The organism is Sphingomonas sp., from assembly GCF_040398505.1.
Taxonomy (GTDB): Bacteria; Pseudomonadota; Alphaproteobacteria; order Sphingomonadales; family Sphingomonadaceae; genus Sphingomonas.
This window is the reverse complement of the sequence record NZ_JBBATX010000042.1, coordinates 1-21,802: the sequence shown is the minus strand read 5'-3', so window position 1 is coordinate 21,802 and position 21,802 is coordinate 1. Positions and strand designations below refer to the sequence as shown.

General features: G+C 64.4%; 16 protein-coding genes and 1 pseudogene. 1 reads left to right on the top strand and 16 read right to left on the bottom strand.

Annotated elements, in window-relative coordinates; all coding sequences use genetic code 11:
* Nucleotides 1-137 precede the first annotated feature (137 nt).
* Nucleotides 138-1,007 (top strand): methyltransferase domain-containing protein, encoded by an 870-nt coding sequence (locus tag ABWP09_RS07360; protein ID WP_353204499.1) that lies wholly within the window; start codon nt 138-140, stop codon nt 1,005-1,007.
* Here the strand turns inward: ABWP09_RS07360 and ABWP09_RS07355 are convergent.
* The 16 genes and pseudogenes from ABWP09_RS07355 to ABWP09_RS07280 form a co-directional block, all read right to left on the bottom strand.
* A complete protein-coding gene (locus ABWP09_RS07355; protein ID WP_353204498.1) occupies nt 1,004-1,774 on the bottom strand; it encodes a DUF1223 domain-containing protein in 771 nt (256 codons plus the stop codon). The genes ABWP09_RS07360 and ABWP09_RS07355 overlap by 4 nt on opposite strands.
* Before the next feature lie 56 nt (nt 1,775-1,830).
* Entirely contained in the window at nt 1,831-2,265 is a 435-nt protein-coding gene (locus ABWP09_RS07350) for a helix-turn-helix transcriptional regulator (protein ID WP_353204497.1), read from the bottom strand.
* Between the two features lie 8 nt (nt 2,266-2,273).
* Nucleotides 2,274-3,548 (bottom strand): RNA-guided endonuclease InsQ/TnpB family protein, encoded by a 1,275-nt coding sequence (locus tag ABWP09_RS07345; RefSeq protein ID WP_353204496.1) that lies wholly within the window; start codon nt 3,546-3,548, stop codon nt 2,274-2,276.
* A 61-nt stretch (nt 3,549-3,609) separates the two neighbouring features.
* Entirely contained in the window at nt 3,610-4,188 is a 579-nt protein-coding gene (locus ABWP09_RS07340) for a cupin domain-containing protein (RefSeq protein ID WP_353204495.1), read from the bottom strand.
* 118 nt (nt 4,189-4,306) lie between these two features.
* Complete coding sequence (locus ABWP09_RS07335; RefSeq protein WP_353204494.1) at nt 4,307-4,696, bottom strand: response regulator; 390 nt, start codon at nt 4,694-4,696, stop codon at nt 4,307-4,309.
* A 61-nt stretch (nt 4,697-4,757) separates the two neighbouring features.
* Nucleotides 4,758-6,593, bottom strand: a complete 1,836-nt coding sequence (locus ABWP09_RS07330) for an ATP-binding response regulator (protein WP_353204500.1) — start codon at nt 6,591-6,593, stop codon at nt 4,758-4,760.
* 63 nt (nt 6,594-6,656) lie between these two features.
* A pseudogene (locus ABWP09_RS07325) lies at nt 6,657-7,076 on the bottom strand (tetratricopeptide repeat protein); the annotation flags it as partial.
* A gap of 197 nt (nt 7,077-7,273) precedes the next feature.
* Nucleotides 7,274-8,608 (bottom strand): EAL domain-containing protein, encoded by a 1,335-nt coding sequence (locus tag ABWP09_RS07320; protein WP_353204493.1) that lies wholly within the window; start codon nt 8,606-8,608, stop codon nt 7,274-7,276.
* Nucleotides 8,609-9,125: 517 nt separating this feature from the next.
* Nucleotides 9,126-10,292 carry an acetylornithine deacetylase gene (gene argE, locus ABWP09_RS07315; protein WP_353204492.1) on the bottom strand — a complete coding sequence of 389 codons (1,167 nt, stop codon included), beginning with the start codon at nt 10,290-10,292 and terminating at the stop codon, nt 9,126-9,128.
* Between the two features lie 38 nt (nt 10,293-10,330).
* Nucleotides 10,331-11,809 carry an efflux transporter outer membrane subunit gene (locus ABWP09_RS07310; protein WP_353204491.1) on the bottom strand — a complete coding sequence of 493 codons (1,479 nt, stop codon included), beginning with the start codon at nt 11,807-11,809 and terminating at the stop codon, nt 10,331-10,333.
* Nucleotides 11,806-13,395 (bottom strand): DHA2 family efflux MFS transporter permease subunit, encoded by a 1,590-nt coding sequence (locus ABWP09_RS07305; RefSeq protein ID WP_353204490.1) that lies wholly within the window; start codon nt 13,393-13,395, stop codon nt 11,806-11,808. Before ABWP09_RS07305 ends, ABWP09_RS07310 begins: the two co-directional genes overlap by 4 nt.
* A 1-nt stretch (nt 13,396) precedes the next feature.
* Nucleotides 13,397-14,506 carry an HlyD family secretion protein gene (locus tag ABWP09_RS07300; protein ID WP_353204489.1) on the bottom strand — a complete coding sequence of 370 codons (1,110 nt, stop codon included), beginning with the start codon at nt 14,504-14,506 and terminating at the stop codon, nt 13,397-13,399.
* Entirely contained in the window at nt 14,503-15,141 is a 639-nt protein-coding gene (locus ABWP09_RS07295) for a CerR family C-terminal domain-containing protein (RefSeq protein ID WP_353204488.1), read from the bottom strand. Before ABWP09_RS07295 ends, ABWP09_RS07300 begins: the two co-directional genes overlap by 4 nt.
* A gap of 93 nt (nt 15,142-15,234) precedes the next feature.
* A complete protein-coding gene (locus ABWP09_RS07290; RefSeq protein ID WP_353204487.1) occupies nt 15,235-16,719 on the bottom strand; it encodes a flavin-containing monooxygenase in 1,485 nt (494 codons plus the stop codon).
* 70 nt (nt 16,720-16,789) lie between these two features.
* Nucleotides 16,790-21,028, bottom strand: a complete 4,239-nt coding sequence (locus ABWP09_RS07285; RefSeq protein WP_353204486.1) for a translocation/assembly module TamB domain-containing protein — start codon at nt 21,026-21,028, stop codon at nt 16,790-16,792.
* A partial coding sequence (locus tag ABWP09_RS07280) for an autotransporter assembly complex protein TamA (protein ID WP_353204485.1) occupies nt 21,028-21,802 on the bottom strand: 775 nt, incomplete at its 5' end. The genes ABWP09_RS07280 and ABWP09_RS07285, both read right to left, overlap by 1 nt.

Here is a 21,802-nt window from a genome sequence, read left to right as displayed (position 1 = left end):
GGTGGTCCTCGCCCGTGACCGCGCCGCAGCCGGGACAGCGCGGCGGCAGCGCAAAATCGGCGATATAGCGTAAGGGGGCGAGCCAAAGCGACACATCGCCCTTGTCGCGTGCGCGGCGGAGCGGCACAAGCCGCGCAATGTCTTCCCCCCTCCCCAGCGATGTTCCGGAAATCTTCGATCGCGCCGCGCGCCGCCTGCGCCGCGACCGCGCCGCGCCCACCTTTGCCGACTTCGATTTCCTGCGCGCGGTGATGCTTGAGGGGATTGCGGATCGCCTCGCGAGCGTCACGCACCGCTTCACCGACCTGCTCGATCTCGGCTGCTTCGACGGGGCATTACCGGTTCCGGAGGGCGTGTCGGTCACGCGCTGCGACGCGGGTGCGCTGTTCGCGGCCCAAGCGGGTGGCGTACAGGCCGATGAGGACCGCTTGCCCTTCGCCCCCGGCAGCTTCGATCTCGTAATCTCGGCGGGGGTGCTCGACAGCATTGATGATCTGCCCGGTGCCTTGACGCTGATCCGCCGTGCCTTGCGGCCCGACGGGCTGTTCCTCGCGGCGTTCTGCGGTGCGGGCACGCTCGCGACGCTGCGCAGCGTGCTGCGCGAGGCCGAGCGCGACCGGCCCGCGGCGCGGGTTCATCCGCAAATCGATGTCCGCTCTGCCGGCGATTTGCTGATGCGCGCGGGGTTTGCGCTGCCGGTCGCCGATGTCGAAGCGCTGACCGTGCGCTACAGCTCGATCGGCGGCATCTTGCGCGACCTGCGCGGGATGGGGGCGACCAACGTGTTGCGGGCCCGCACCCCGCTGCGCCGCGATACGCTCGCGCGCGCTGCCGAACTGTTCGCCGCGCACGCCGACCCCGACGGGAAAACGCCCGAACGTTTCGACCTGATCTATCTGACCGGTTGGTCCCCTGCCCCGTCGCAGCCGAAACCGGCACGACGGGGCAGCGGAACGGCGTCGCTGGAGGGGGCGCTCCGCCGTCCGCCCGGGGTTGGCGACCCTTAAATCCGCGACGCCGCGATGATCTTGCCGCCCTTGCCCTGCTGGACGAGGATCGCGCTGCGATAGGCGCGGTCGCTCGGTGCGGGGACAGTGAAGGTCGCGGGTGCGCCATTCCAGCTGCCGAGCGCCGCGAGCGACCGCACCACGTTGCGATGATCGAGCGTGCGCCCTGCATTCTCGCCCGCGCGGATCGGCACGGTCAGCGTGCGCGGATCATAGTACACGATCCACACCGTCGCGGTGCCGCTGCCCTTGCCGACGGTGACCTTGCCCTTCGCCGCGACGATCTGTGGGCCACCAAGGCCGCGTGCATTATCCTGCACGGCCCGCGCGAGCGTTTGCGGGTTCGCGCCGACCACGGTGGCACCGCCGTTGATGATCACTTGCGGCGTCGCGACCTGGCCGCGTCCGGCGGCGTTCGAATAGTCCCACTGCCGCGCGGTGTAAGCGGGCTTGGCGAACGTGTCCTTCCAGCCGAGCTGATCCCAATAGGTCACCGCGAAATTGAGCGCGAGAATGTCGGGGCGGGCCGCGAGCGCATTCACGTTGGCATTGGCGGGCGGGCAATCCGAACAGCCCTGGCTTTCGAACAATTCGACCACCGTCGGGTGCGCGGCATCGGCACCACGCGCCACGGCAGGAGCGGCGGCCGAAGCGGCGGTCACACCGACGCTCGATCCCATCGGATTGAACCCGGTAACGGCGAAGGCACCGCCAACGGCCAGAGCCGCGCCGGCGAACAGCAGCGAAAGCGATGAGGGTCGGGTCATGGGATCAGATCTCCGGTAATGCGATGCGTCACGCCGTCTTGGGCGGGACATGGCACTCAATTCGCAGGCGGCACGCCGGAAGTTACGGCAGGCGCGATATTTGCGCCATTATTGCGAAACCGGCTCGGGTCCGCGCCATAAGCCGCGGCGAACGCGCGGCTGAAATGGCTGCGGCTGGCAAAGCCGATGCTCGCGGCGATGACCTTGACCGGCAATTTGGTCGAACGGAGCAATTCGGCGGCATGATGCAGCCGCGTCTTGGCGACGAACGCCATCGGGCTCATCGACAAAGTATTCGAGAATTCGCGCGCAAAGGCCGATCGGCTCATGCCCGCAATGCTGGCCAGACTGGCGACACTGTGCAGTGCGGCGGGCTTGTCGAGGACGGCGGTGATCGCCTTGCCAAGCCGCGGATCGCGCAACGTGCCGAGCACGCCCGAGCCATAGCCGGCGCGCGCGAAATGGCGCCGCAGCACGATGACGAGGCACACCTTCGTGACTACTCCCGGCCCTGAAGGACCGGGCTTCTTTTCAGAAGAGGTGCGTGCCTCGCGGATCGCGGTTCCTGTTTCCGGCTCCTGATGGAGCTCGATTCACAGGCCATCCCCGGAAGTCCTCCGGTTGGTGGTATTGCCGTCGCATTGCCGAAGGCAAGGCGACGGATATTGATTGCGGCATTCAGATCGGCATTGATCTGCATCCCACAGGAGACGCAGCCGAAGTCCGCTTGGCTCTTGCGGTTTTCGGCAGCGACGTGATCGCAGGCAGAACAGCGCCTGCTGGTATTACGAGGATCGACCAACTCGAACAGTCCTCCAGCCGCCTCGATATGCTGGCGGATGATCAGGCGGATCTGCCCGGGGGCAACATCCTGAAGCGACCGGTTGAGCCCGGCCTTCGCGCGCACGTTGATGCCAGGCTCCGCCAGCCTACCGGCAGCGCTCCTGGTCATGTTCTGAAGCTTGAGCGCCTCCATGGCGACGCCCGCATAATCGCGCGCCAGAGCGTGGCCGATCTCGTGCGCGGCATTTAGGCGCCGACGTCCGAGATGCGCCTGACACGCTGCGATGCGCTGTTTGGTGCGCTCGCGGTTGCGACTGCCGCGGCGTTTGCGCGCTAACGCCTGGTTGAGCTGCTTCAGCCGCCGAGTGTGCCGTGGTGTCGCGCGCGGCATTTTCACTGTAGCGCCGTCGGACAGCGCCACCGGGATCGTGATCCCGATGTCGATCCCGACCACGAGTCCGGCCTTGGCGGGCGGCGCGGGCTTGTCTTGCTGCACGAGCACGTTGGCAAACCACCCCGCGCCTTCGCTCGATACAGTAATGCTCTTGATCTTCGTATTTGAGCTTTGCTTCGGCAGGCGGCGATGCATCACCCAGCGCACCCGGCCGAACTTTGGTAGCGTCAGTCCGTCGAAGGCGGCGCTAAACTGCTTGGCGTCGGGAAAGCGAAAACTGCCGCGCGACGAGCGCTTTTGGAAAGTCGGATAGCCTGCGCGGCCGGCAAAGAAGTTTTTGAACGCAACGTCCAGATTGCGGATCGCCTGCTGCAGGCAATGCGACGGCGCCTCGGCGATCCACGGGAACGCCGCCTTCAGCTCTGGCAGGGCGTTGATCTGGTCGACCGCTGTGATCTTATGCCGTTGGCCCCATGTCTGACGCTGCTCCAGACACAGATTATAGACCAACCGGCACATGCCGGCGGTGCGCCGCATCGGCACAGCCTGGCTTGCATCCGGATAAATCCGGTAGCGATAGGAGTTGTGCGAAAGCATAGAGCGAACGTACCGTGAACAAATACTGCTGACAACAAGTGTTGTCGTAACTAAGTGCGGTTTATCGAAAGCCGCCATCCCGGCCCTGAACGACCGGGTTTGCGCGGCTAAAAACGAGGATCAACGCTCCGGTCAGCGCGCGCATGCCGAGCGCGCCGCCGCCCATCTCCGCGAGCATCATGCGATCGCCGCTCTGGACGATCGACAGGTCAAAAAGGTCTTCGAGGATTGGCCGTGTCACCGCATCGAGCAATCCGAACGAACCCGAGATATTGGCGAACACCAACCCGCACAGCACGCGCAAATCGCCCTCCTCGCCCCTGGCGGCATCGAACAGCATCAGGCCATCGCGCGTCATCCGGCAATTGTCGGCGGCCCCGACATCGCGCGCGGGCTGCGGATCGGCGGCGATCCCTTGCGCGACGCCGGGCTGGACGATCACGATGCTGCCGGGCGGACAAATCATGACGGGCTGGCCCGGTACGGTTAGATACATCGTTCCCGACAGCACATAATGGACTTCGATCGTCTTGCTCGCGCCGCCGACCAGCCGGAGACCCTTGCGCACCTCGCATACCGCAAAAGCCTCGACGGCAACGTCCATCGTCGCCAGCAAGTGATCAAGAAGAGGTTCGGACATGCGGCGCTCCAGCAAGGGGAATGCGCGCTATACGCCGAGTATCGTCCGATCGTTACGCGACCGGACCTACGGCCCCCAACCATACGACCGCTGGACGATCCGGCACCGCCGCTTGCGCTCAGCCGATCATCCCGTCCCCGGTGCCCTTGGCGAGCATCCGCCCGATCGCATCGAACAGCGAATCCATCGCCACCGGCTTGAACAGCACCTCATCCGCGCCATCGGCAAGGCAGCGCTCGCGCAGATCGACAGCGGTGTCAGCGGTAAGGATGATGACGGGCAGGTTCGCTTTGGCATCGCTGCGGAGGCGAATGTGGCGCAACGCCTCAAAGCCATCCATGCCGGGCATCCGCAAATCGAGCAGCACCATCTCGAAATCGTACCGGTCGATCAAATCGAGCCCGATCTCGGCACTTTCGGCCCCGGTCATGGTCGCGCCCGCGACGTCAAGCATGTCCTTTACGACCCGGCGGTTCATCGGGTCGTCTTCGATGAACAGGATGTTCATTGCCCGCGCCCCGAGCGGCGATCGAAGGGAGAGTGTGCGGACATCGGTGCCCTCTATCGGGTCACGCAGCTTGCGATACAAGCCGGTTAAGCACCGGTTGGCCACAATCGGGCGCATCGAACAGGATCGCGGCAAGCGCGACCCCCGCAATCGGCTTGGCGATGACGTGGTCGATCCCGATCGCGGCAAACCGCTCGCGCTCGGCCGGATCCGGCGCCGGCCACAGCAAGGCGGTGACGACGTCGTGCGCGGCGAGCGCCGTCAGCGCCGCGTCCACATCATCCGCCGCCGTGATCGTCGCGTCGTCGATCAGCACGCGCGACACGTGGCCCGCTTTGATCTGTGCCAACGCCTCCGCTGTATTCGACGCGAAAAGCACGGTTCGCGCGCGCGCCTGCAACACGGCGCGCAACATTGCGCGGGAGATCGGATTACGGTCGAGGATCAGCAGCGCATCAGAACCCGGAGCATCCGCGCTCGCCGTAACGTGCGGCGCTGAAGCGAGCAGCAGCGGAATCTCGAGCGTGAAAATCGTCCCCGCATCGGGCGTGCTCACCACGCGAACGTCGCCGTCCATCGCGCGCGCAAGGTTGCGGCAAATCGCCAGCCCCAGCCCGGTCCCGCCGAACTTCCGCGTCGTTCCGGCGTCGACCTGACGGAACGATTCGAAAATGATGTCGAGCTTGTCGGCCGGAATGCCAAGTCCGGTATCGGCCACCGCGAGCGACAGCGTCGTGTCGCTCGCCGTCGCGCGCAGCGTTACGCCGCCGCTGGCGGTAAATTTCAGCGCGTTGGACAAAAGGTTGAACACGATCTGACGGATCCGCGCGGGGTCGCCTTCGATCATTTCCGGTGCCCCCTCCAGATCGAGCGTAAAGGTCAGCCCCTTGCCCTTGGCTTGCTCCTCCCACATCCGGCAGACATCGCGCAATGTCGCCTTCAGGTCGAATGGCACGCGTTCGATCGTCAGGTTGCCGGTCTCCATCTTGGCAACATCGAGAATATCGTCGACCAGCGCACGCATCGTGATCCCGGCACCGTGCACAACGCCGATCCGGTCGCGCAGGGCTGCGCTGAGCGTCGCGTCGGCGAGCATGACCTGCGTCATGCCGAGGATCCCGTTGAGCGGTGTGCGGATTTCATGGCTGGTCGTGGCGAGGAACTCGGTCTTGGCGGCCAGTGCCTTGCCGAGCGCGGCGTTGGTCAAACCGAGATCGACGTTGGCGGCACGCACTTCGTTGCGGCTGCGGCGGATCGTGATCAATCCGAAGGCGAGCATGGCGACAATGATCAGCGCGATGACCGCAAGCCCGATGAAAATCTGCTGCTGCGTACGGGTGCGCTGTTTGGCGTCATCAATGTTGCGCTGCAATTGCGCGCGTTTCAGTTTTTCGATGTTCAATTCTTGATTGGCGAAATCAAAACGCGCGGCAGCAAGCGCGGTGTTGGCCGAGGCCGCCAGCGTCGACGTCTTGTCATCGAATTGCTTGATCGCCTCGAGATGAATCAGCGCCTGCCCCTGATTGCCGGCCTGTTTGAAAATGTCGTACGCGGTCTGGTGCCCCTCGCGCAGGTCTAGCGTCGAACTTTCCGTGCTGGCGTTGCTGAACGCGCGGCGAATCAAGCGCTCCGCTTCGGGCAATCGCCCGTGCAGACGGGCAGACCAAGCGGACAGAACGAGGAAATGCGCGCGCGATGATCCGGCATCGTCGCCGCGCGAAGCGCCGAACCCCATCGCGATGGTACGGTCTGCAGCGTCGATTTGCCCCGCGACAAGTTGCGCGCGCGCGATGTTCCGCAACGTACGAGCTTCGAGCACAGGACTCTTTAACGTGCGGGCGATGTCGAGCGCGGTGCGAAATTCGGCTTGCGCCTCGGGCATCCGATCAAGACCCATAAAGGATATCCCGCGATTACTAAATATAGAGAACAAAGTCTGTGAATCGCCTTGACATATATCCAGAGATTGCTTGAAGTATTTTAAGGCGCTCCTGTAATCACCCGCTTCCTGATATAGTATTCCTATCAAAACAACTGATATCGCTCGGCTACGGGTTTCTCCGAGATCTCGGAAAACGTCATGTGCCTGTTGATAGGCCGCCAGCGCACCAGCCACGTCTGCATTCGCTGTCAGCAGACCGCCGCGAGAAAGCAGAAGGTCACCGTTCAACTTGGTGGGTGGTGCGCCGGTCGCAACCAGCCCGATCGCCTGATCTATCAGCGGCGCAGCGGCGGCGGAGTTATTCAGCCTTACGTACGCTTCCCCCTGCAGCCATTTCGCCGTTGCAACTGCAAGCGTTCGTTGTTGCCCTGCGAAGCGCGATGCATATGCCTCAGCCGCCTTCGCACGGTTGATTGCCTTGTCAGGATCACCAAGCATTGCGCCCTTGGCGTCGACGATGAGCGAGTCGAACTGAGCGCCTTCGGACCGCACCGCTTGCGCATGTAACGGAGCCGGATGGAATCCAGCGCCAACGATGCACAGACACAGGATCGCAAACGCGCGAAGGGCTATGACTCTCATCGTCAAACTATATGATCGAACACGTTAAGGCGGCGCTAAACTAGTGCGCCCGCTCAGGCGCTCTTCCAGAACGTCGCCGGACGCGTGAACATCGCTTGCCGCGCATCCTCGACCGGGCGCAACAGATCGTCGCGCAGGAATTGACGGAACGCATCGATCGAGACCGGGCGGCTGATCAGATAGCCCTGGATCATGTCGCAGCCCATCACCGACAGCAAGGCCATCGCGGCTTGCGTCTCCACGCCCTCGGCCGTCACTTCCATGTCGAGGGCATGGGCCAAATCAATCGTCGAGCGGACGATCAGCGGATCACGATTGCTGCTGGTCAATTGCAGCACGAACATCTTGTCGATCTTCAGCTCGCGCGCGGGGAGCTGCTTCAAATAGGCCAGCGACGACAGTCCCGCGCCATAATCGTCGATCGCGATGGTGATGCCCTGATCGGCGAAGATCTGCAGGTTCGCGATCGCGCACGCCGGATCCCGGATAACCGCCGTTTCGGTGATCTCGAAGCCGATCTTCGCGCTGCCCGTGCGCACCTTTTCGCAGGCAGCATCGACAAACGCCTTGTCGCCCAGCAACTGACCGGAAATGTTGACGAAAATCGTCAGATCGTGGCCGTCTGCGGCAAGCGTCCGCTGGTCACGGATTACCTCATCGAGCGTCCAGAGCGTCAACGCCGAAATCTGCCGCGCTTCTTCGGCCACCGTGATGAAATCTCCCGGCAGGATAAGGCCGCGGCGCGGATGCTGCCAGCGGACCAGCGCCTCGGCACTCGCAATCGCCTGTTTGCGGACGTGCAGTTTGGGCTGATATTGCAGGAACATCTCGCCATTTACGATCGCCAGCGGCAATTCGCGCGTAAGGGTAAGCCGATCGAAGGCGGGGGTGCCGATCGACAAGTCGCGCAAGACGCTGCGCAGATCGTGGCGCGCTTCCTCCAACGCGCCTTCCGCTTCCTCGATCAACCGTACATCCTCGGCCAGACCGAGCGGTGCGCCAACGCCGCCAATCGCAATCTCCATCGCAGGAACCGCGTTGTCGAGATCAAAGGGCGCTAGAATCGCCGCACGAAGCGCTGCATGCGCAGCCTCAAGATCGGCAAAGGACGCGCCGTCAAACGACACTTCGATCGTCGCGCGCCCGACGACCATCGTTGCCGCAGCAGGCAGCGTGGCTGCGATCCGCTGTTCCAGATCGAGCACGAGCGCATCGCCACGCGATCGACCAAGATATTGGCGCAATCCAGCAAAATTCACAACTTCGACGAGCGCGACAAAGTGCCACGTCAAATCATGCCCTGTCCCACCCGGTTCGGACGCCGCACCGGCCATTTGCGCGCGACGGTCCTGTCCGCGACGTCGCGCGATCGGACTAACGAACCGCAACCCGCCCAGATCGGCATCGGGTGTAGCCGGACGTGCTTTCGCCGGTCGGCGCGATGCCGTTCGTGGATGCGGGGCCGGTGCCATGAGACCCGCGATACGCCGCAAGGCTTCAACGAAGCGTTAAATCCGAAACCGCCGTCGGCGGAAGTCCCGGATATCCGGTTGCTTTGTCCTTAAGATTCCATTAAGAATCTTGCGCACCCGCCTGAGTGCATAAGGGAGAAACCGTGATGTTGAAGTTCATCCTGAATCTGGTTTACGGCGAGAGCACCCGCCCCTGGTAAACCGTTCTTCGATCCGATGCGGGATTAATTTGGTCGAAATTCGAGCGAGTTACCTCCGTATCGGGTCGAAATTTTTCTGAAATTCAAGTAGGCGCTCGTTATAGCTTACGGGTCTGTGGTATGATTAGGGTCCTGATTCGGGACTGTTGCTTTTTTCCAGTCTAAATTGCCGGACCAGCGTTAAATTTGCAGCGCAAACGTGCGACCCGGCCGCGTTAATTTTCAGCCGTACATCACGCCAGCGCCTCATAGAGCCGCGTCATGAACGCCGCGCCGCGCTCGAACTGCGTAATTTCCATATATTCGTCGGCTTGGTGCGCCTGCTCGATCGACCCTGGCCCACAGATGATCGTCGAGAAACCGGCCCCCTGAAATTGGCCTGCTTCGGCAGCATAAGCCGCCGCGCGGGCGGGTCCGTTATCGCCGGTTAGCCGTCGTGCGAGTTGCTCCGCTGCCCCGCCGGGTTCGGGCGCGAAGGACGGGGTGGCCGAACGGCGCACCACCTCGACCCCGGCATCGGCGAAGTGCCGTTTCAGCGCCGCATCCTCGGCAGCACACGCAACGAGAAACGGGGCGATGATCGCATCGGGATCCTGCCCCGGCGGGGTGCGCAAATCGAACACGAAGCTGCACTCGCGCGCCAGGATGTTGACGGCAGTACCACCTTGCACCAGCCCGATCGTCAGCGTGGCGTGCGGCGGATGGTAGAGCGATGTGGGATCGCCATGATCCGCCAGCGCGCGCGCAAGGTCGCGCAGCTGCGCCATCAGCCCGACCGCGACCATATTGGCGGAAACGCCGAGGTGCGTGAGGCTCGAATGCGCCTCATGCCCCGTCACGGTTACGCGCCACGTCGAGATCCCCTTGTGCCCGCTGACCACCTCCATATCGGTCGGCTCCCCGACAATCACAGCGCGCGGCGCGGGGAGCGCGGTGACCAATTCGCGGATCATCGTCGGCGCGCCGAGACAGCCGACTTCCTCATCATATGAAAATGCCAGATGCAGCGGTCGCGCGGTTGTCCCCCGCGCAAAGCCCGGAACTGCCGCGAGGGCGAGCGCGAGAAACCCCTTCATGTCGCACGTGCCGCGCCCGTACAGCCGTTCGCCCCGCCGGGTCAGCGCGAAAGGGTCGCTGCTCCACGCCTGCCCATCGACCGGCACGACATCGGTATGCCCGGACAACACCACCCCGCCCGGCACCGCTGGCCCGATCGTCGCGTACAGATTGGCCTTGGTCCCCTCGGCATTCGTGACGCGCCGGGCGGAAACACCGTGTCGGCCGAGGAAGGCCTCGACATACGCGATCAGCGTGAGGTTCGAATCGCGGGATGTCGTATCGAACGCGATCAGCGCCTCGAGGTGCGTCAGCGCGGCGGCGCGCAAGGCGGTGGTCTCCATCGCTTCGCCCTTTATGCTCTCACCACGCCGCACGCCAGTCACCCCGCCGCGGCCTCGTCCCAACCGCCGCCGATCGCCTTGAACAAAGCGGCGGTGTCCTGCCGCAATTGCGCATCGCTTGCGACGAGCTGTTCGCGCGCGGTCAGCACCGTGATCTGCGCATCGATCAGCGTATTTTGCGCGACGAAGCCGGTGCGATATTGCGCGTCGACCGCATGTGCCGTTGCCTCGGCATCGGCGACCGCGCGCTTCAGCGCCGCATTGCGCCGCCGCTCGGCATCGATCCGCGCGAGCGGGTCTTCGACATCGCGCAGCGCTCCGAGCACGGTCGCCTTGTAGCGCAGATAGGTCTGTTCGCGATCTTCCTTGCGCAGGCCGACCGTGGCCTTGCGCCGCCCCCAGTCGAGCAATGGGAAGCTGACCCCGGCAACGCCGCTCGCCTGAAGGCTGTCCCGCGCCAATAACGACGCGAGCGAGGTCGAGAGGAATTCCGCCATCCCGGTCAGTTTGAACTTCGGATACAGGTCGGCGACGGCTACGCCGATGTCCGCAGTGGCGGCCGCCAATTGCCGCTCCGCCGCGCGAATATCGGGGCGGCGACGCAGCAAATCGGACGGCAGACCGGCTGGCACGACCGGAACCGACGCCAGGGTCGGCAGCGGCGCGGTCAATTCCGCCGTCAGGCTTTCGGGCTCGGCCCCGAGCAGGATCCCAAGCGCATGAATCCGCACGCGCGTATCGGCGCGCAGCGGTTCGAGCCTTGCCTCAAGGCTGGTAATCGACTGACGTTGCCGCGTTACGTCGATTTGCGGGCTTAAACCGACTTTGGCGACATTGCCGGCGATCTCGAGCGCCCGGCGCTGGCGACCGAGCTCGTCCTCGACCACCGCGATCTGCGCTTGATCCAGCCGCAGCGCGAAATACGCCTGCGCCACTTCGGCCCCCAGCGTTACCGCGGCGTCGCGCTGCGACCACACCGCCGCATCGCTCCGCGCGAGCGCGCCTTCGACACCGCGCCGCCCGCCGCCGAACAGATCGATCTCCCAGCTCGCGTCAAAACCGGCGGCATAGGTGGTGATGCCACTGCCCGGCAGCGCGATGCCACCGCCCGAGGGACTTCCGCCCCCGCCGCTCCCGCCCGAAAACAGGCTGGCGAGCGAGGAGAAGCCCGCATTCTTGCTGAATTCGACGTGGCTGACATTGCCGAGCGCATCGACCGTTGGCCGGCCGACCGCATAAGCCGCGATTTCCTGCAACCGCGCCTGCCGCACGCGCGACGCCGCGATCGCGATGGTCGGGCTGTCTGTCAAAGCACGCTCGACCAATGACGTCAGCGTCGAATCCCCAAACGCCGTCCACCACCGCGCCGGATCGACACGCGTGCCCGCTGCGCTGCCCTGCGGCTCGGCAAAGCTCGGTGGCACCGCCAGTGTCGGTGCCTGATATTTCGGTCCAACGGTGCAGCCGGCCAGCAGCGTCGCCCCGATGAACGCGGTTGCCACAAACGAACGGGTCAATGTCCCACGCCTCCACCACTGCCGCCGGCCTTGCCGGGACGCATCAAGAATACGAGCGGTGCCACGCACAACACCACAATCATCAAGGCGTGAAACACGTCGAGGAACGCGAGCATCGCGGCCTGACGCTGCACCGTCTGGTACAAAATGGCGAGCGGCGTCGTGGCATCGCCGAACACACCCTCAGCCTTTCCGATCCAATCAGTATAATTCGGGTTCAACGGATTGAGCGGCGCGACGAGGTTGGACTGATGCCGCTGCAAGCCATGCGACAACAGCGTCTGCGAGATCGAAATCCCGATCGATCCGCCCAGATTGCGTGCGATGTTGAGCAAGCTCGATGCCTGCGCCGTCTTGTTTTGCGGCAGCCCGACATAGGCCACCGCGTTGATCGGCACGAACAGGAAGGGCAGCGCCATCGCCTGAAACAGCCGCGCGATCGCCGCGTGGTGGAAGGTGATCTCGGCGTTGAGATGCGTCATGTTCCACAGCGCGAACGCCTGAACCAGCAACGCCGGGAACAACAGCAACCGCACATCGACCTTGCCCGACAGACGCCCCGCAAACGGCACCGCAACCAGCGTCGCAAGCCCGCCCAGCGTCAGCGCCAACCCAGCCTGGAACGACGTATAGCCCAGCACTTGCTGGAGCATTTGCGGGATCAGCTGAGTCGTGCCGAACAGGATCATGCCCGTCACCGCCATCATCAGCAGCGTGAGCGAAAGATTGCGGCTCTTGAGCAATTTCAGATCGATCACCGGATCGTCATTGTTGAGCTCCCACAGCACCAGCGCAATCAGCGACACGGCTGAAATCGTCGCCGTCATAATGATGAAGCTGCTCGCGAACCAATCCTCGCGCAGACCGCGGTCGAGCGTATATTCGAAAAAGCCGAGCCCGAGCACGATCAGGATGATCCCGATATAATCGACGCGGATGCCGCGTTTCAGCAGCTTGGCGCGGTCGTCGGTGACGGCTTTGGGCTCGTCGACGAACAGATTGACGAGAAACAGCGACGCGATCCCGATCGGCACGTTGATCAGGAACACCCAGTGCCAGCTCGAATTTTCGGTAATATACCCGCCAAGCGTTGGCCCGAGCACCGGGCCGACGACGACGACGATCGCGAACGCCGCAAACGCCATCCCGCGCTGGCGCGGCGGAAAGGTGTCGGCGAGGATCGATTGTTCGACCGGGGCGAGCCCGCCGCCGCCAATCCCCTGCAGCACGCGCGCGATGACCAGCGTCGTCAGATCGGGCGCAAGCCCGCACAGCAGCGACGCCAGCGTGAACAGCGCAATCGAGATCATGAAGTAACGCTTCCGCCCGATTACGTCGGACAGCCAGCCGCTGATCGGGATGATGATCGCATTGGCGACGAGATAACTCGTCAGCACCCACGTCGCCTGATCGTTCGAAATCGACAGACCACCGGCGATATGATCGAGCGCGACGTTGGCGATCGAGGTGTCGAGCACTTCCATAAAGGTCGGGATCGAAATGACCGCCACGATCAGCCACGGGCTATACTTGCCCGCCGCCGATCGCGAAGGACTCCAGCCGTCCTGCGCGACCGCAGATGCCACCTTAGCGGACCTTGACCGTCGGCACGACCGACATGCCCGGCCCGATCGAATATTTGCGCGGATCGGGGCTGCCCGGCTTCACGTCGAATTCGATCCGCACCGGCACGCGCTGCACGACCTTGACGTAATTGCCGGTCGCATTTTGCGGCGGCAGCAGCGCGAACGCTTGCCCTGCCCCGCGCTGGACCGAGTCAATATGGCCGGCAAATTCCACGTCGGGATAGGCATCGACCTTGATCTTGACGAGCTGGCCGATTGTCATCCGCTGGAGCTGGGTTTCCTTGAAATTCGCGGTGACCCAGATGTGATCGGGGATGATCGCCATCAACTGCGTGCCCGGCCCGACATAGGAACCGAGGTTAACCTGTCGATTGACCACCTGGCCCGAGACGGGCGCGGTCAGTCGGTTGTCGCCAAGCGTCACATTGGCCTGCCGCACCGAAGCTTGTCGCGCTTCGATCACCGCGCGCGCGGCGGCGACCTGACGCCGCGCGACCGCAATATTGGCAGCCGCGCTGTCGATTTGCTGGCGCGCGGCCAGCGCCTCGGCCGCGGTCGAACGCGCGGTCGCCCGCGCCGCATCGAGCTGTTGCCCGGCGACAGCGGCGGGATCGATCTGGCGCAGCGCCTCATAGCGCGCAAGGTCCTGTTGCGCCTTGGCGGCGGTGGCGAGCGGGGCGCGGGCTTGCGCCGCCGCCTGGTCCCGCGTCGCTTGCGCTGCCGCGACTTGCGCGCGCGCTTGCTCGAATTGCGCTTCTGCCTGTTTCACATTGGCGCTCGCTTCGGACATCCGTGCTTCCGGCCCCGACGCGCTGATCACCGCGAGCAGCCGTCCCGCCTCGACATGGCGATTGTCGACATCGGCGACCGCCTTCAGCGTCCCCGCCACGGTCGGCGCAATCCGCACGATGTGCGCGTCGATGAACGCATCGTCGGTCGACTCATATTGCCGCGCGTCGAGATAATAGAGCACCGACCCGATGACGATCGCACCGACGACCAGCACGAACACGATCCAGAACAGCGGCTTGGTGAAGATCGACGGCTTTTTGGGCGTATCATCCGGGGCCACATCCCCACTCTTCGCCGGGTTCGTCTGGTCGTCGCTCATGAAATTTCCTGGCATTCGGCGATCAGCCGGTCAAGAATGGCGTCGGTATTGGCCGCGATCCGCGCGGCGAGCGTCGCGGTCGCAGCGGCATCGATCGTGCCGCGTCGCATCAGCTTGAGCACCGTCGCCCGCGACGCGCGCAGCACGATCACTTGACCGATCAGCGTGATGACCACGATCCGCGCCGTATCGCGATCATCGCGTCCGGTCGCGGTGCAGACCAGCTCACACAAGGTTTCGAGCATCTTGCCCATCAGGCCGCCATAAATGCGCTCAAACGCTTCGGTCGGGGCCATTTGCTCGCGCATGATGAACAGCGACCATGCCGCGCTGCGCTCGCCCGCCATCGTCTCGATAAACTGGCGGACGATGCCGTGGATGCGCGACCGCGCTTCGCCCGGTGCCAGGGCCGCTGGAAGATCGCCATGGTCGAATGCGGGGGCCATCTCCTCGCCGGCTTGCGCCGCGATATAGTCCGCCGCCGCGAGATATAGCCCTTCCTTGCCACCATAATGATAGGTGATCGAGGACATGGCGGTTCCTGCCGCCGCAGCGATTCCGCGCGTGCTTGCGCCTTCAAGCCCTTTCGCGGCGAATTCCGCGATGGCGATCTCGAGAAGGCGGTGTTGCAACATCGTCAGCGCTGCTAGTTCGTTCGAACGAACACAGCAAGACAAAATACCGTTATTGCAGAGAAACGACCGCGGCGCCGCCCAGTGGCGTGTCGCTTATGCCGAAACCGCCTCGCGCTTTGGCGCAACCGCCACCGGGTTGGAAAACTCCATCCCGTCATCGACCGAGCCATAGCGTAGCGCCAGCAGATCGAGCGCATAATTCTGATGCACGCGCCACGGCGACTTGCTCCCCTGTTTGGGGAATTTTTCCATCGCGCGCGTGACATAGCCCGAGCTGAAATCGAGGAACGGTGCCGGCACCAGCATCGTGTCGCCGACGCGCGGTGTTGCCTGACGCAAGCCGCGCGCCTTCATCGTGTTGAGCAAGCGACAGACATAGGCGCAGGTCAAGTCCGCCTTGAGCGTCCACGACGCATTGGTATAGCCGAACGAAGACGCCATGTTCGGCACGTCCGAGAACATCATGCCCTTGTAATTGAAGGTCTTGGACAGATCGACCGGGGCACCGTCGACGCTGAAGACGACGTCGCTGAGCAACTGTAGCTCCAGCCCGGTTGCCGTCACCACGACGTCGGCGTCAAGCGTCTCGCCCGAGGACAGCGCAATGCCGGTCGGGGTAAAATGGTCGATCGTATCGGTCACGACCGATGCCTTGCCGCTGCGCAAAACGCCGAACAGATCGGAATCGGGGACGAGGCACAGCCGCTGATCCCATGGATTATACTTCGGCGTGAAGTGCCGCTCGATGTCATAATCCGGGCCCAACTCGTCGCGGACCATGCCGATCAGGCGGTCCTTGACCTTGGCCGGCCGTTTGCGCGCCATGTTGAAGAAGAACATCCCGAACAGCACGTTGCGCCAGCGTACCAGACTATAAGCGAGCTTCGCGGGGAGCCTGGCGCGCAGCCAGTTGGCCGCGGCATCCTCGGCCGGGCGCGACACGACATAGGTTGGGGAGCGCTGCAGCATCGTGACGTGGGCCGCCGTCTCCGCCATCGCCGGGATCAAGGTGACGGCGGTCGCGCCGCTGCCGATCACCACGACCTTCTTGCCCGCATAATCGAGATCGCTCGGCCAGAATTGCGGATGGACGATGCGCCCGGCGAAGGACTCCGCGCCCTTCCACTCGGGCGTGTGGCCGCGCGCGTAATTGTAATAGCCGCTGCACATGAAGAGGAAATTGCAGGTGTACGTCACCGGACCATCCGGCCCCTCGGAATCGACGGTCCAGCGCGCGTCGGCGGTCGACCAGGCGGCGCGCTTCACATGGTGTTTGAAGCGAATATGCTGGTCAATCCCGAAGTCGCGCGCGGTCTCGCTAACATACTTTAAGATCGAGGGACCGTCGGCAATCGCCTTCGCCTCGGTCCACGGCTTGAACGAATAGCCGAGCGTATACATGTCCGAATCCGAACGGATGCCGGGATAGCGGAACAGGTCCCACGTGCCGCCAAGCGCGGGACGCCCTTCGAGAATGACGTAGGAGCGGTCCGGACTCATCGTCTGCAGATGATAGCCGGCCCCGATTCCGGAGATCCCGGCTCCCACCACCACAACGTCGAAATGTTCGATTGTCATATTCGGCCCGTCCTCGTTCGAGGATACCCGATATTCGATTTTTCCGCCGACGGGAAGAGATCAGTTGCGATTAGAAATCTTTTCGATAGCGCACCGTGACGTTCGATCCGCCGAACGACCCGGCCTGCGACAGCACGCTGAGCGCCTTGGTCAGCGAGACCTCCAACTGCGTCGCGGTGAAGCCGCGCGAATCGGTGATCACTTCGACATAGATATTGTTGGTGATATACTTGCCCGCGGCGAGCGCGGTGCCGCGCCCGGTCGCCTCATCCGCGCCCAGAATACGCAGCTGATCAATCCCCGCGACCGAGCGCAATTTGCCCAGCGGATTGAGCCCGCCGCCCGATCCGCGCAGCGAATTGAGCGCCGCGGCGAGCTGGATCGCCTGGATTGCCGACAGGTTTGTTACCGAACTGCCGAACAGCAAACGGCTGAGCACTTCGTCCTGCGGCAGCGCAGGCGTCGAATTAAACGCGATTTGCGGTTTCTGGCCGGTGCCCGTAACATCGATCACGACGGTGATGTCGTTGGTGGTCGTGGTGGCACTTAGCGCAATTTGCGGATCGGCCAGCGCGCCGCCATCTAAGCGGACATCGCCCTTGGTCACGTCGAAACGCTTGCCCGCGAACGAATAGGTCCCGCGCACGATTTGCAGCCGCCCGATGATGCGCGGCGCGGCCGACGTGCCAGCCACGCGCACGTCCATCTCCCATTCGGATTCGAGCCCCATGCCCGAGACGAATAGCTGATTGTCGGCGCGCACGCGCAAATCGAGTTTGAACAGCCCGACTGGCGGCTCGGCCGGACCGGCGGCCGCAGCCTTGACCACATCGCTCTTGCGGCGGACGCCGGTCAATTCGGCGACATCGGCCTGGCCCTGGCGGATGATTTCATAGCGCGCTTCAGGAATGCGCAGATCGCCCGTGATCAGCCCGCCATTGGCGTTGCTGTTGGTCACCGCGATCGTACCCGTCACCGTCGCGCCAAGCGCATCGCTGCGCGCAAGCCGGGCATTGTTGAGCGTCGCGCGGAAAGCGATCGGGAACCCTGCTGCCGAGGAGAAGCCGACCGACCCCTGCGCCTGCACCGTCCCCTCGCCGGCCCGCGCTGACAGCTGCGTAATCTCGAGCCGGTCGCTGGTGAAACGCCCGGCCAGCTTCATCTGGCTCAGCCGCGTGCCATAGACTTCATTGTCATAGGTCAGCGCATCCGCGCGGATCAGCCCGGTCAGTTGCGGCGCATCGACCCGCCCGCCAAAATCGGCGGCCAGCGCGATCGGACCGGAGAGCTGCTGCTTCGACAGCCCCGCGAACGAGAACAACACGCCCGCCGGCCCGTTATAGCGAATCCCGCCCGACAGCGGCGCCGATAGCAGCCGCTCGGTCCAGTTCGCGCCGCCGCCCAGCGGGCGCAACGCCGCGACCAGCCGCCCGACCGTCGTCCCGCCACGCTGGATCAGCGCGCGCGCCTCACCGCCAGCATTGCTCAGGCTGACCTGCGCGATCAGATCGACCGGTTCGGACACGCTGGCAAGGCTGGAACGCGTGAAGTTACGCACACGGAATTGCCCGGCGATCTGCGGGACCGACGCGCCGCGCGGCTGCGTATAATCGAGCGCACCCGTCGCCGATCCGCCCAGCCCGAGATCGGGGATCACCGCATTCGCCACCGACAGATCGAGCGCGTCGAGCCGCAGCTTCGCCGACACGCCATTGCCGTAATCCGCCGCGATCCGGGCCGAGCCGGCGCTCTTGCCCGCGCCAAAATCGATCCGCGTTGGCTCGAGCCGATACGCACCCCGATCGATCGCGATCCGCGCCGGGTTGGTCGTCTTGAAATCGATCCCGTTCGCCTGCCCCTGCGTCGCGACCAGCCACAGAGTGGGACTCAGCCGCGCATTGGCGGCGACGCGGAACGGCGCGCCGTTCGATCCTTGCGCCACCACCTGCGCGGTGCCGCTGCCGCCGGTATAAGCGATCTTCGCGCGCGCGCTGGCGAGGACGGTCGGGCCGTAGCGCAAGTCGGCGACCTGCGCGTCGGCGACGATCTGCGGCGCATTGGCATACAGCACGGCGCGCGCATTGATGATCGCGCGCCCGATCGTGAAATCGACCGCATCGGGAATCTTGGCATTGTTCGCCCGCGCCGCGACATCGACGCGCTGCACCGACCCCTGCGCGCCAAGCAATGCGGCACCGCTGACGCCCGATCCGGCAAAGCTCACCCGCCCGCCGAACGGCCCCGCCGCAAGCTGTTGCACCCGCCCCTTGAAATCGACCCCGGCAAAGCGCGCCGTGCGGATGTCGACCGTCAATTGCCTGGCCGGACTCACCAGCAGATCAGCGCTGAACGGTCCATATTGCGTGCCGCCTGTCGCGTTCACCGCATAAGCCGAACCCGTCCCGCGCACGCGTGCCTCAAGATTGACCAGGCCAACCCCAACACCCGGCCGTGGCGCGCGCAACAGCGCGATCGGCTGCGTCGCCGTGCCCGACACGCGCGCGAAGATTGGCCCGTAAGCAGTCGAATAGCCATCGGCCTCGACCAGCAACGGACCCTTGGGATCATACCGCGCCTGCCCGCGCGTCACGCGGAAGTGCGGGGCGTTGAGGCGCAGATTGCGGAAGGTGACGATGCCGTTGGGATCATAGCCCACATCCGCCGTCGCTACCGCATTGCCGCCGAGGAAGCTGCGCGCGCCGTCGTTGAAGATTTGCGCGGTCCGCGCCGCAACATGGCCGGTGATCCCGAACCCGCCGCTCGGCACCGTCACCAGCTTGGCATCGGTCCGCAGTGAGACGATCCCGACCCCGTCGATCCGGTAATCATTGACGCGCCCGTTGAGCGCGCCGCGATACAACCCCGTCGACAGGTCCGCGACGACCAAGGCTGTTGCGTCAATCTTGCGCGATCGGATCTTCAGATTGTCCGAGAGGATTTTGTCGCCCGCAATCGCAAAATCGCCGTTGATCGTCACCGCATCGAGCAACCCGCCCGCCGCCGCATTCAGCCCCGTCACCCGCGCCGCCCGCGCCGCGAGCGGCACGATGATATGATCGGCATTCACCCGCGCCAGACCCGAGGCATAAAGCTGCTCGACTTGCGTCTCGCCAAAACCGAGCACGCCCGCCGTCACGACATAATTGACCGTCGGCGTCGCGAACTTGCCGTCGAGCACCACGCGCGCCGCAACATCGCGCCCGCGCAAATTGGGCGCGATCGCCCCGGGCGTCAGCAGCCGCGCATTGACCGCGAACTGCCCGAAGCTGCTCGCCGCGAAATCGAGCAACCCCTTGGCGTCCAACGCCAAAGCATCCGAGCGCGCGGTCGCCGACAGCGTCATCTTGCGCTGATCGAGCGTCGCATTCGCCGCGATCTCAAGCCGTGGCGCGGTCAGCCGCGCGAGCGGGTTGCTCGGGGTCGCCGTGTCCTTTGGCGCGCCGCCGGGATAGAGACCGGGATTGGCGCTGCCACGCACCGTGAAACGCCCGCTCTTCGCGGTCAGCGCAAGATCGGCAAACGATGCCCCGCCAAGCGTGCCCGACGCCGTGCCGCTCCACGCCGTCCAGCTCCCCTTGCCGCCAATAGTGAAATCGACTGGTGCCTTGATCCCGCTCATCGCCGCAACCACGCCATTGGCGGGTGCGATCAACCGCGTATCGATATCGAGCAGATCGCGATCGGGTACCGCGTCGAGCTTGAAGCGCAGCCGGTCGCCCCCGGCGACGCCCGCGCCGGTCAGCGCCGCAACATCGGCGGTCACTTGCGCGCGGCGATCGGCGATGTGGGTCTGCCCATCGATCTTGAGGATATGCACCGCCCCCGTCACCGGCTTGGCGAGGATCATCCGCGCGATCGTCAGCCGCCCGATATCGATGTCGAGATCGGGCAGGATCGGCGCATTGGGGTCGCTCGGCACCGGCTTGAACACCGGCGAGCGCGTCATCGTCACCCGCGCCGCTTGCGCTGACCGCACATCGATATGGTTGCTGGCATAAGCAAACGGTCGCCAATCGACCGCGATCCGCGGCGCGGTCAGGAACACGCCTTGCGGATCGCGCACGCGCACATCGATGAGCACCATCTTGCCGTAGAGCGATCCCTCGATCCGCCCGACCGTGATGTTAAGGCCCGAAGCCGTGGTATAATCACCCACATAATTGGCGATCACCCGCCGCCCGGGCGCGGTATCGAGGCCAAGCACGAACGCCCCCGCCAGCACGGCGAGGCCGACCAGCGCGATCCCCGCCCCTTTCAGCACGCGCTGCCACACAGGCGGGCGGACCACGATCACCGCGTCTTCGGCCATCAGAACGCTTGTCCGATCGAGATGTAGAGCGCGACCTTGCCGTCCCCCTTGCGCGGGTTGAGCGGCGTCGCGACATCGACGCGCACCGGCCCGAAATTGGTATAGAAACGTCCGCCAATGCCCGCGCCCAGCCGCAAATCACCGCCCTTGGGCAGCGAACTTTCATAAGCATTGCCGCCATCGATAAACGGCACGATCCCGTAATTGCCGAAGCGGTAGCGCGCCTCGAGCGCGAATTCGTTGATCGAGCGTCCGCCGACCGGATTGCCTTGCGTGTCGAGCGGCCCCAGGCGCTGATAGCCATAGCCGCGCACCGATCCGCCGCCGCCGCCATAATAGCGCCGCGACGGTGCCAGATCGTCCCGGCCGGTCCCGGCGATCGACCCGGCGCGCACGCGCCCCGCCAGCACGATGCTGTCGCCGATCGGATAATAGCCGCTCGCCTCGATCAGGACGCGCGCATAGGGCCGCACCGCGCCGCGCACCGATGTTTCCGGGCTCAGGCTCAGTTTCAGGCGATAGCCCTTGGACGGGTTGAGCAAACTGTCCGACCGGTCGAACCCGATTTGCCCTGGCAGCGCAGCGATGAAATACGAGCCGCGCTTGCGCAGCCCGAGGCCAAAATCGAACACGCTTTCGTTCGTGCCGGTCAGCTCGAAGCCATAGGCATAGGTAAACGTCTTCTGCCAGATCGGGGTCGAATCATACGAAATCCGGCCTGACACCGTCGTCGTGAAGGCATCGAACGCGTCATAGTTCGAATGGTTCGCCCCC

What these genes read in the sequence shown, in the direction of transcription:
- ABWP09_RS07360 (WP_353204499.1), top strand. Translation starts at nt 138, where the DNA reads ATGTCTTCCCCCCTCCCCAGCGATGTTCCGGAAATCTTCGATCGCGCC.
- ABWP09_RS07355 (WP_353204498.1), bottom strand. Translation starts at nt 1,774, where the DNA reads ATGACCCGACCCTCATCGCTTTCGCTGCTGTTCGCCGGCGCGGCTCTG.
- ABWP09_RS07345 (WP_353204496.1), bottom strand. Translation starts at nt 3,548, where the DNA reads ATGCTTTCGCACAACTCCTATCGCTACCGGATTTATCCGGATGCAAGC.
- ABWP09_RS07340 (WP_353204495.1), bottom strand. Translation starts at nt 4,188, where the DNA reads ATGTCCGAACCTCTTCTTGATCACTTGCTGGCGACGATGGACGTTGCC.
- ABWP09_RS07335 (WP_353204494.1), bottom strand. Translation starts at nt 4,696, where the DNA reads ATGAACATCCTGTTCATCGAAGACGACCCGATGAACCGCCGGGTCGTA.
- ABWP09_RS07330 (WP_353204500.1), bottom strand. Translation starts at nt 6,593, where the DNA reads ATGGGTCTTGATCGGATGCCCGAGGCGCAAGCCGAATTTCGCACCGCG.
- argE (WP_353204492.1), bottom strand. Translation starts at nt 10,292, where the DNA reads ATGGAGACCACCGCCTTGCGCGCCGCCGCGCTGACGCACCTCGAGGCG.
- ABWP09_RS07300 (WP_353204489.1), bottom strand. Translation starts at nt 14,506, where the DNA reads ATGAGCGACGACCAGACGAACCCGGCGAAGAGTGGGGATGTGGCCCCG.
- ABWP09_RS07295 (WP_353204488.1), bottom strand. Translation starts at nt 15,141, where the DNA reads ATGTTGCAACACCGCCTTCTCGAGATCGCCATCGCGGAATTCGCCGCG.
- ABWP09_RS07290 (WP_353204487.1), bottom strand. Translation starts at nt 16,719, where the DNA reads ATGACAATCGAACATTTCGACGTTGTGGTGGTGGGAGCCGGGATCTCC.
- ABWP09_RS07285 (WP_353204486.1), bottom strand. Translation starts at nt 21,028, where the DNA reads ATGGCCGAAGACGCGGTGATCGTGGTCCGCCCGCCTGTGTGGCAGCGC.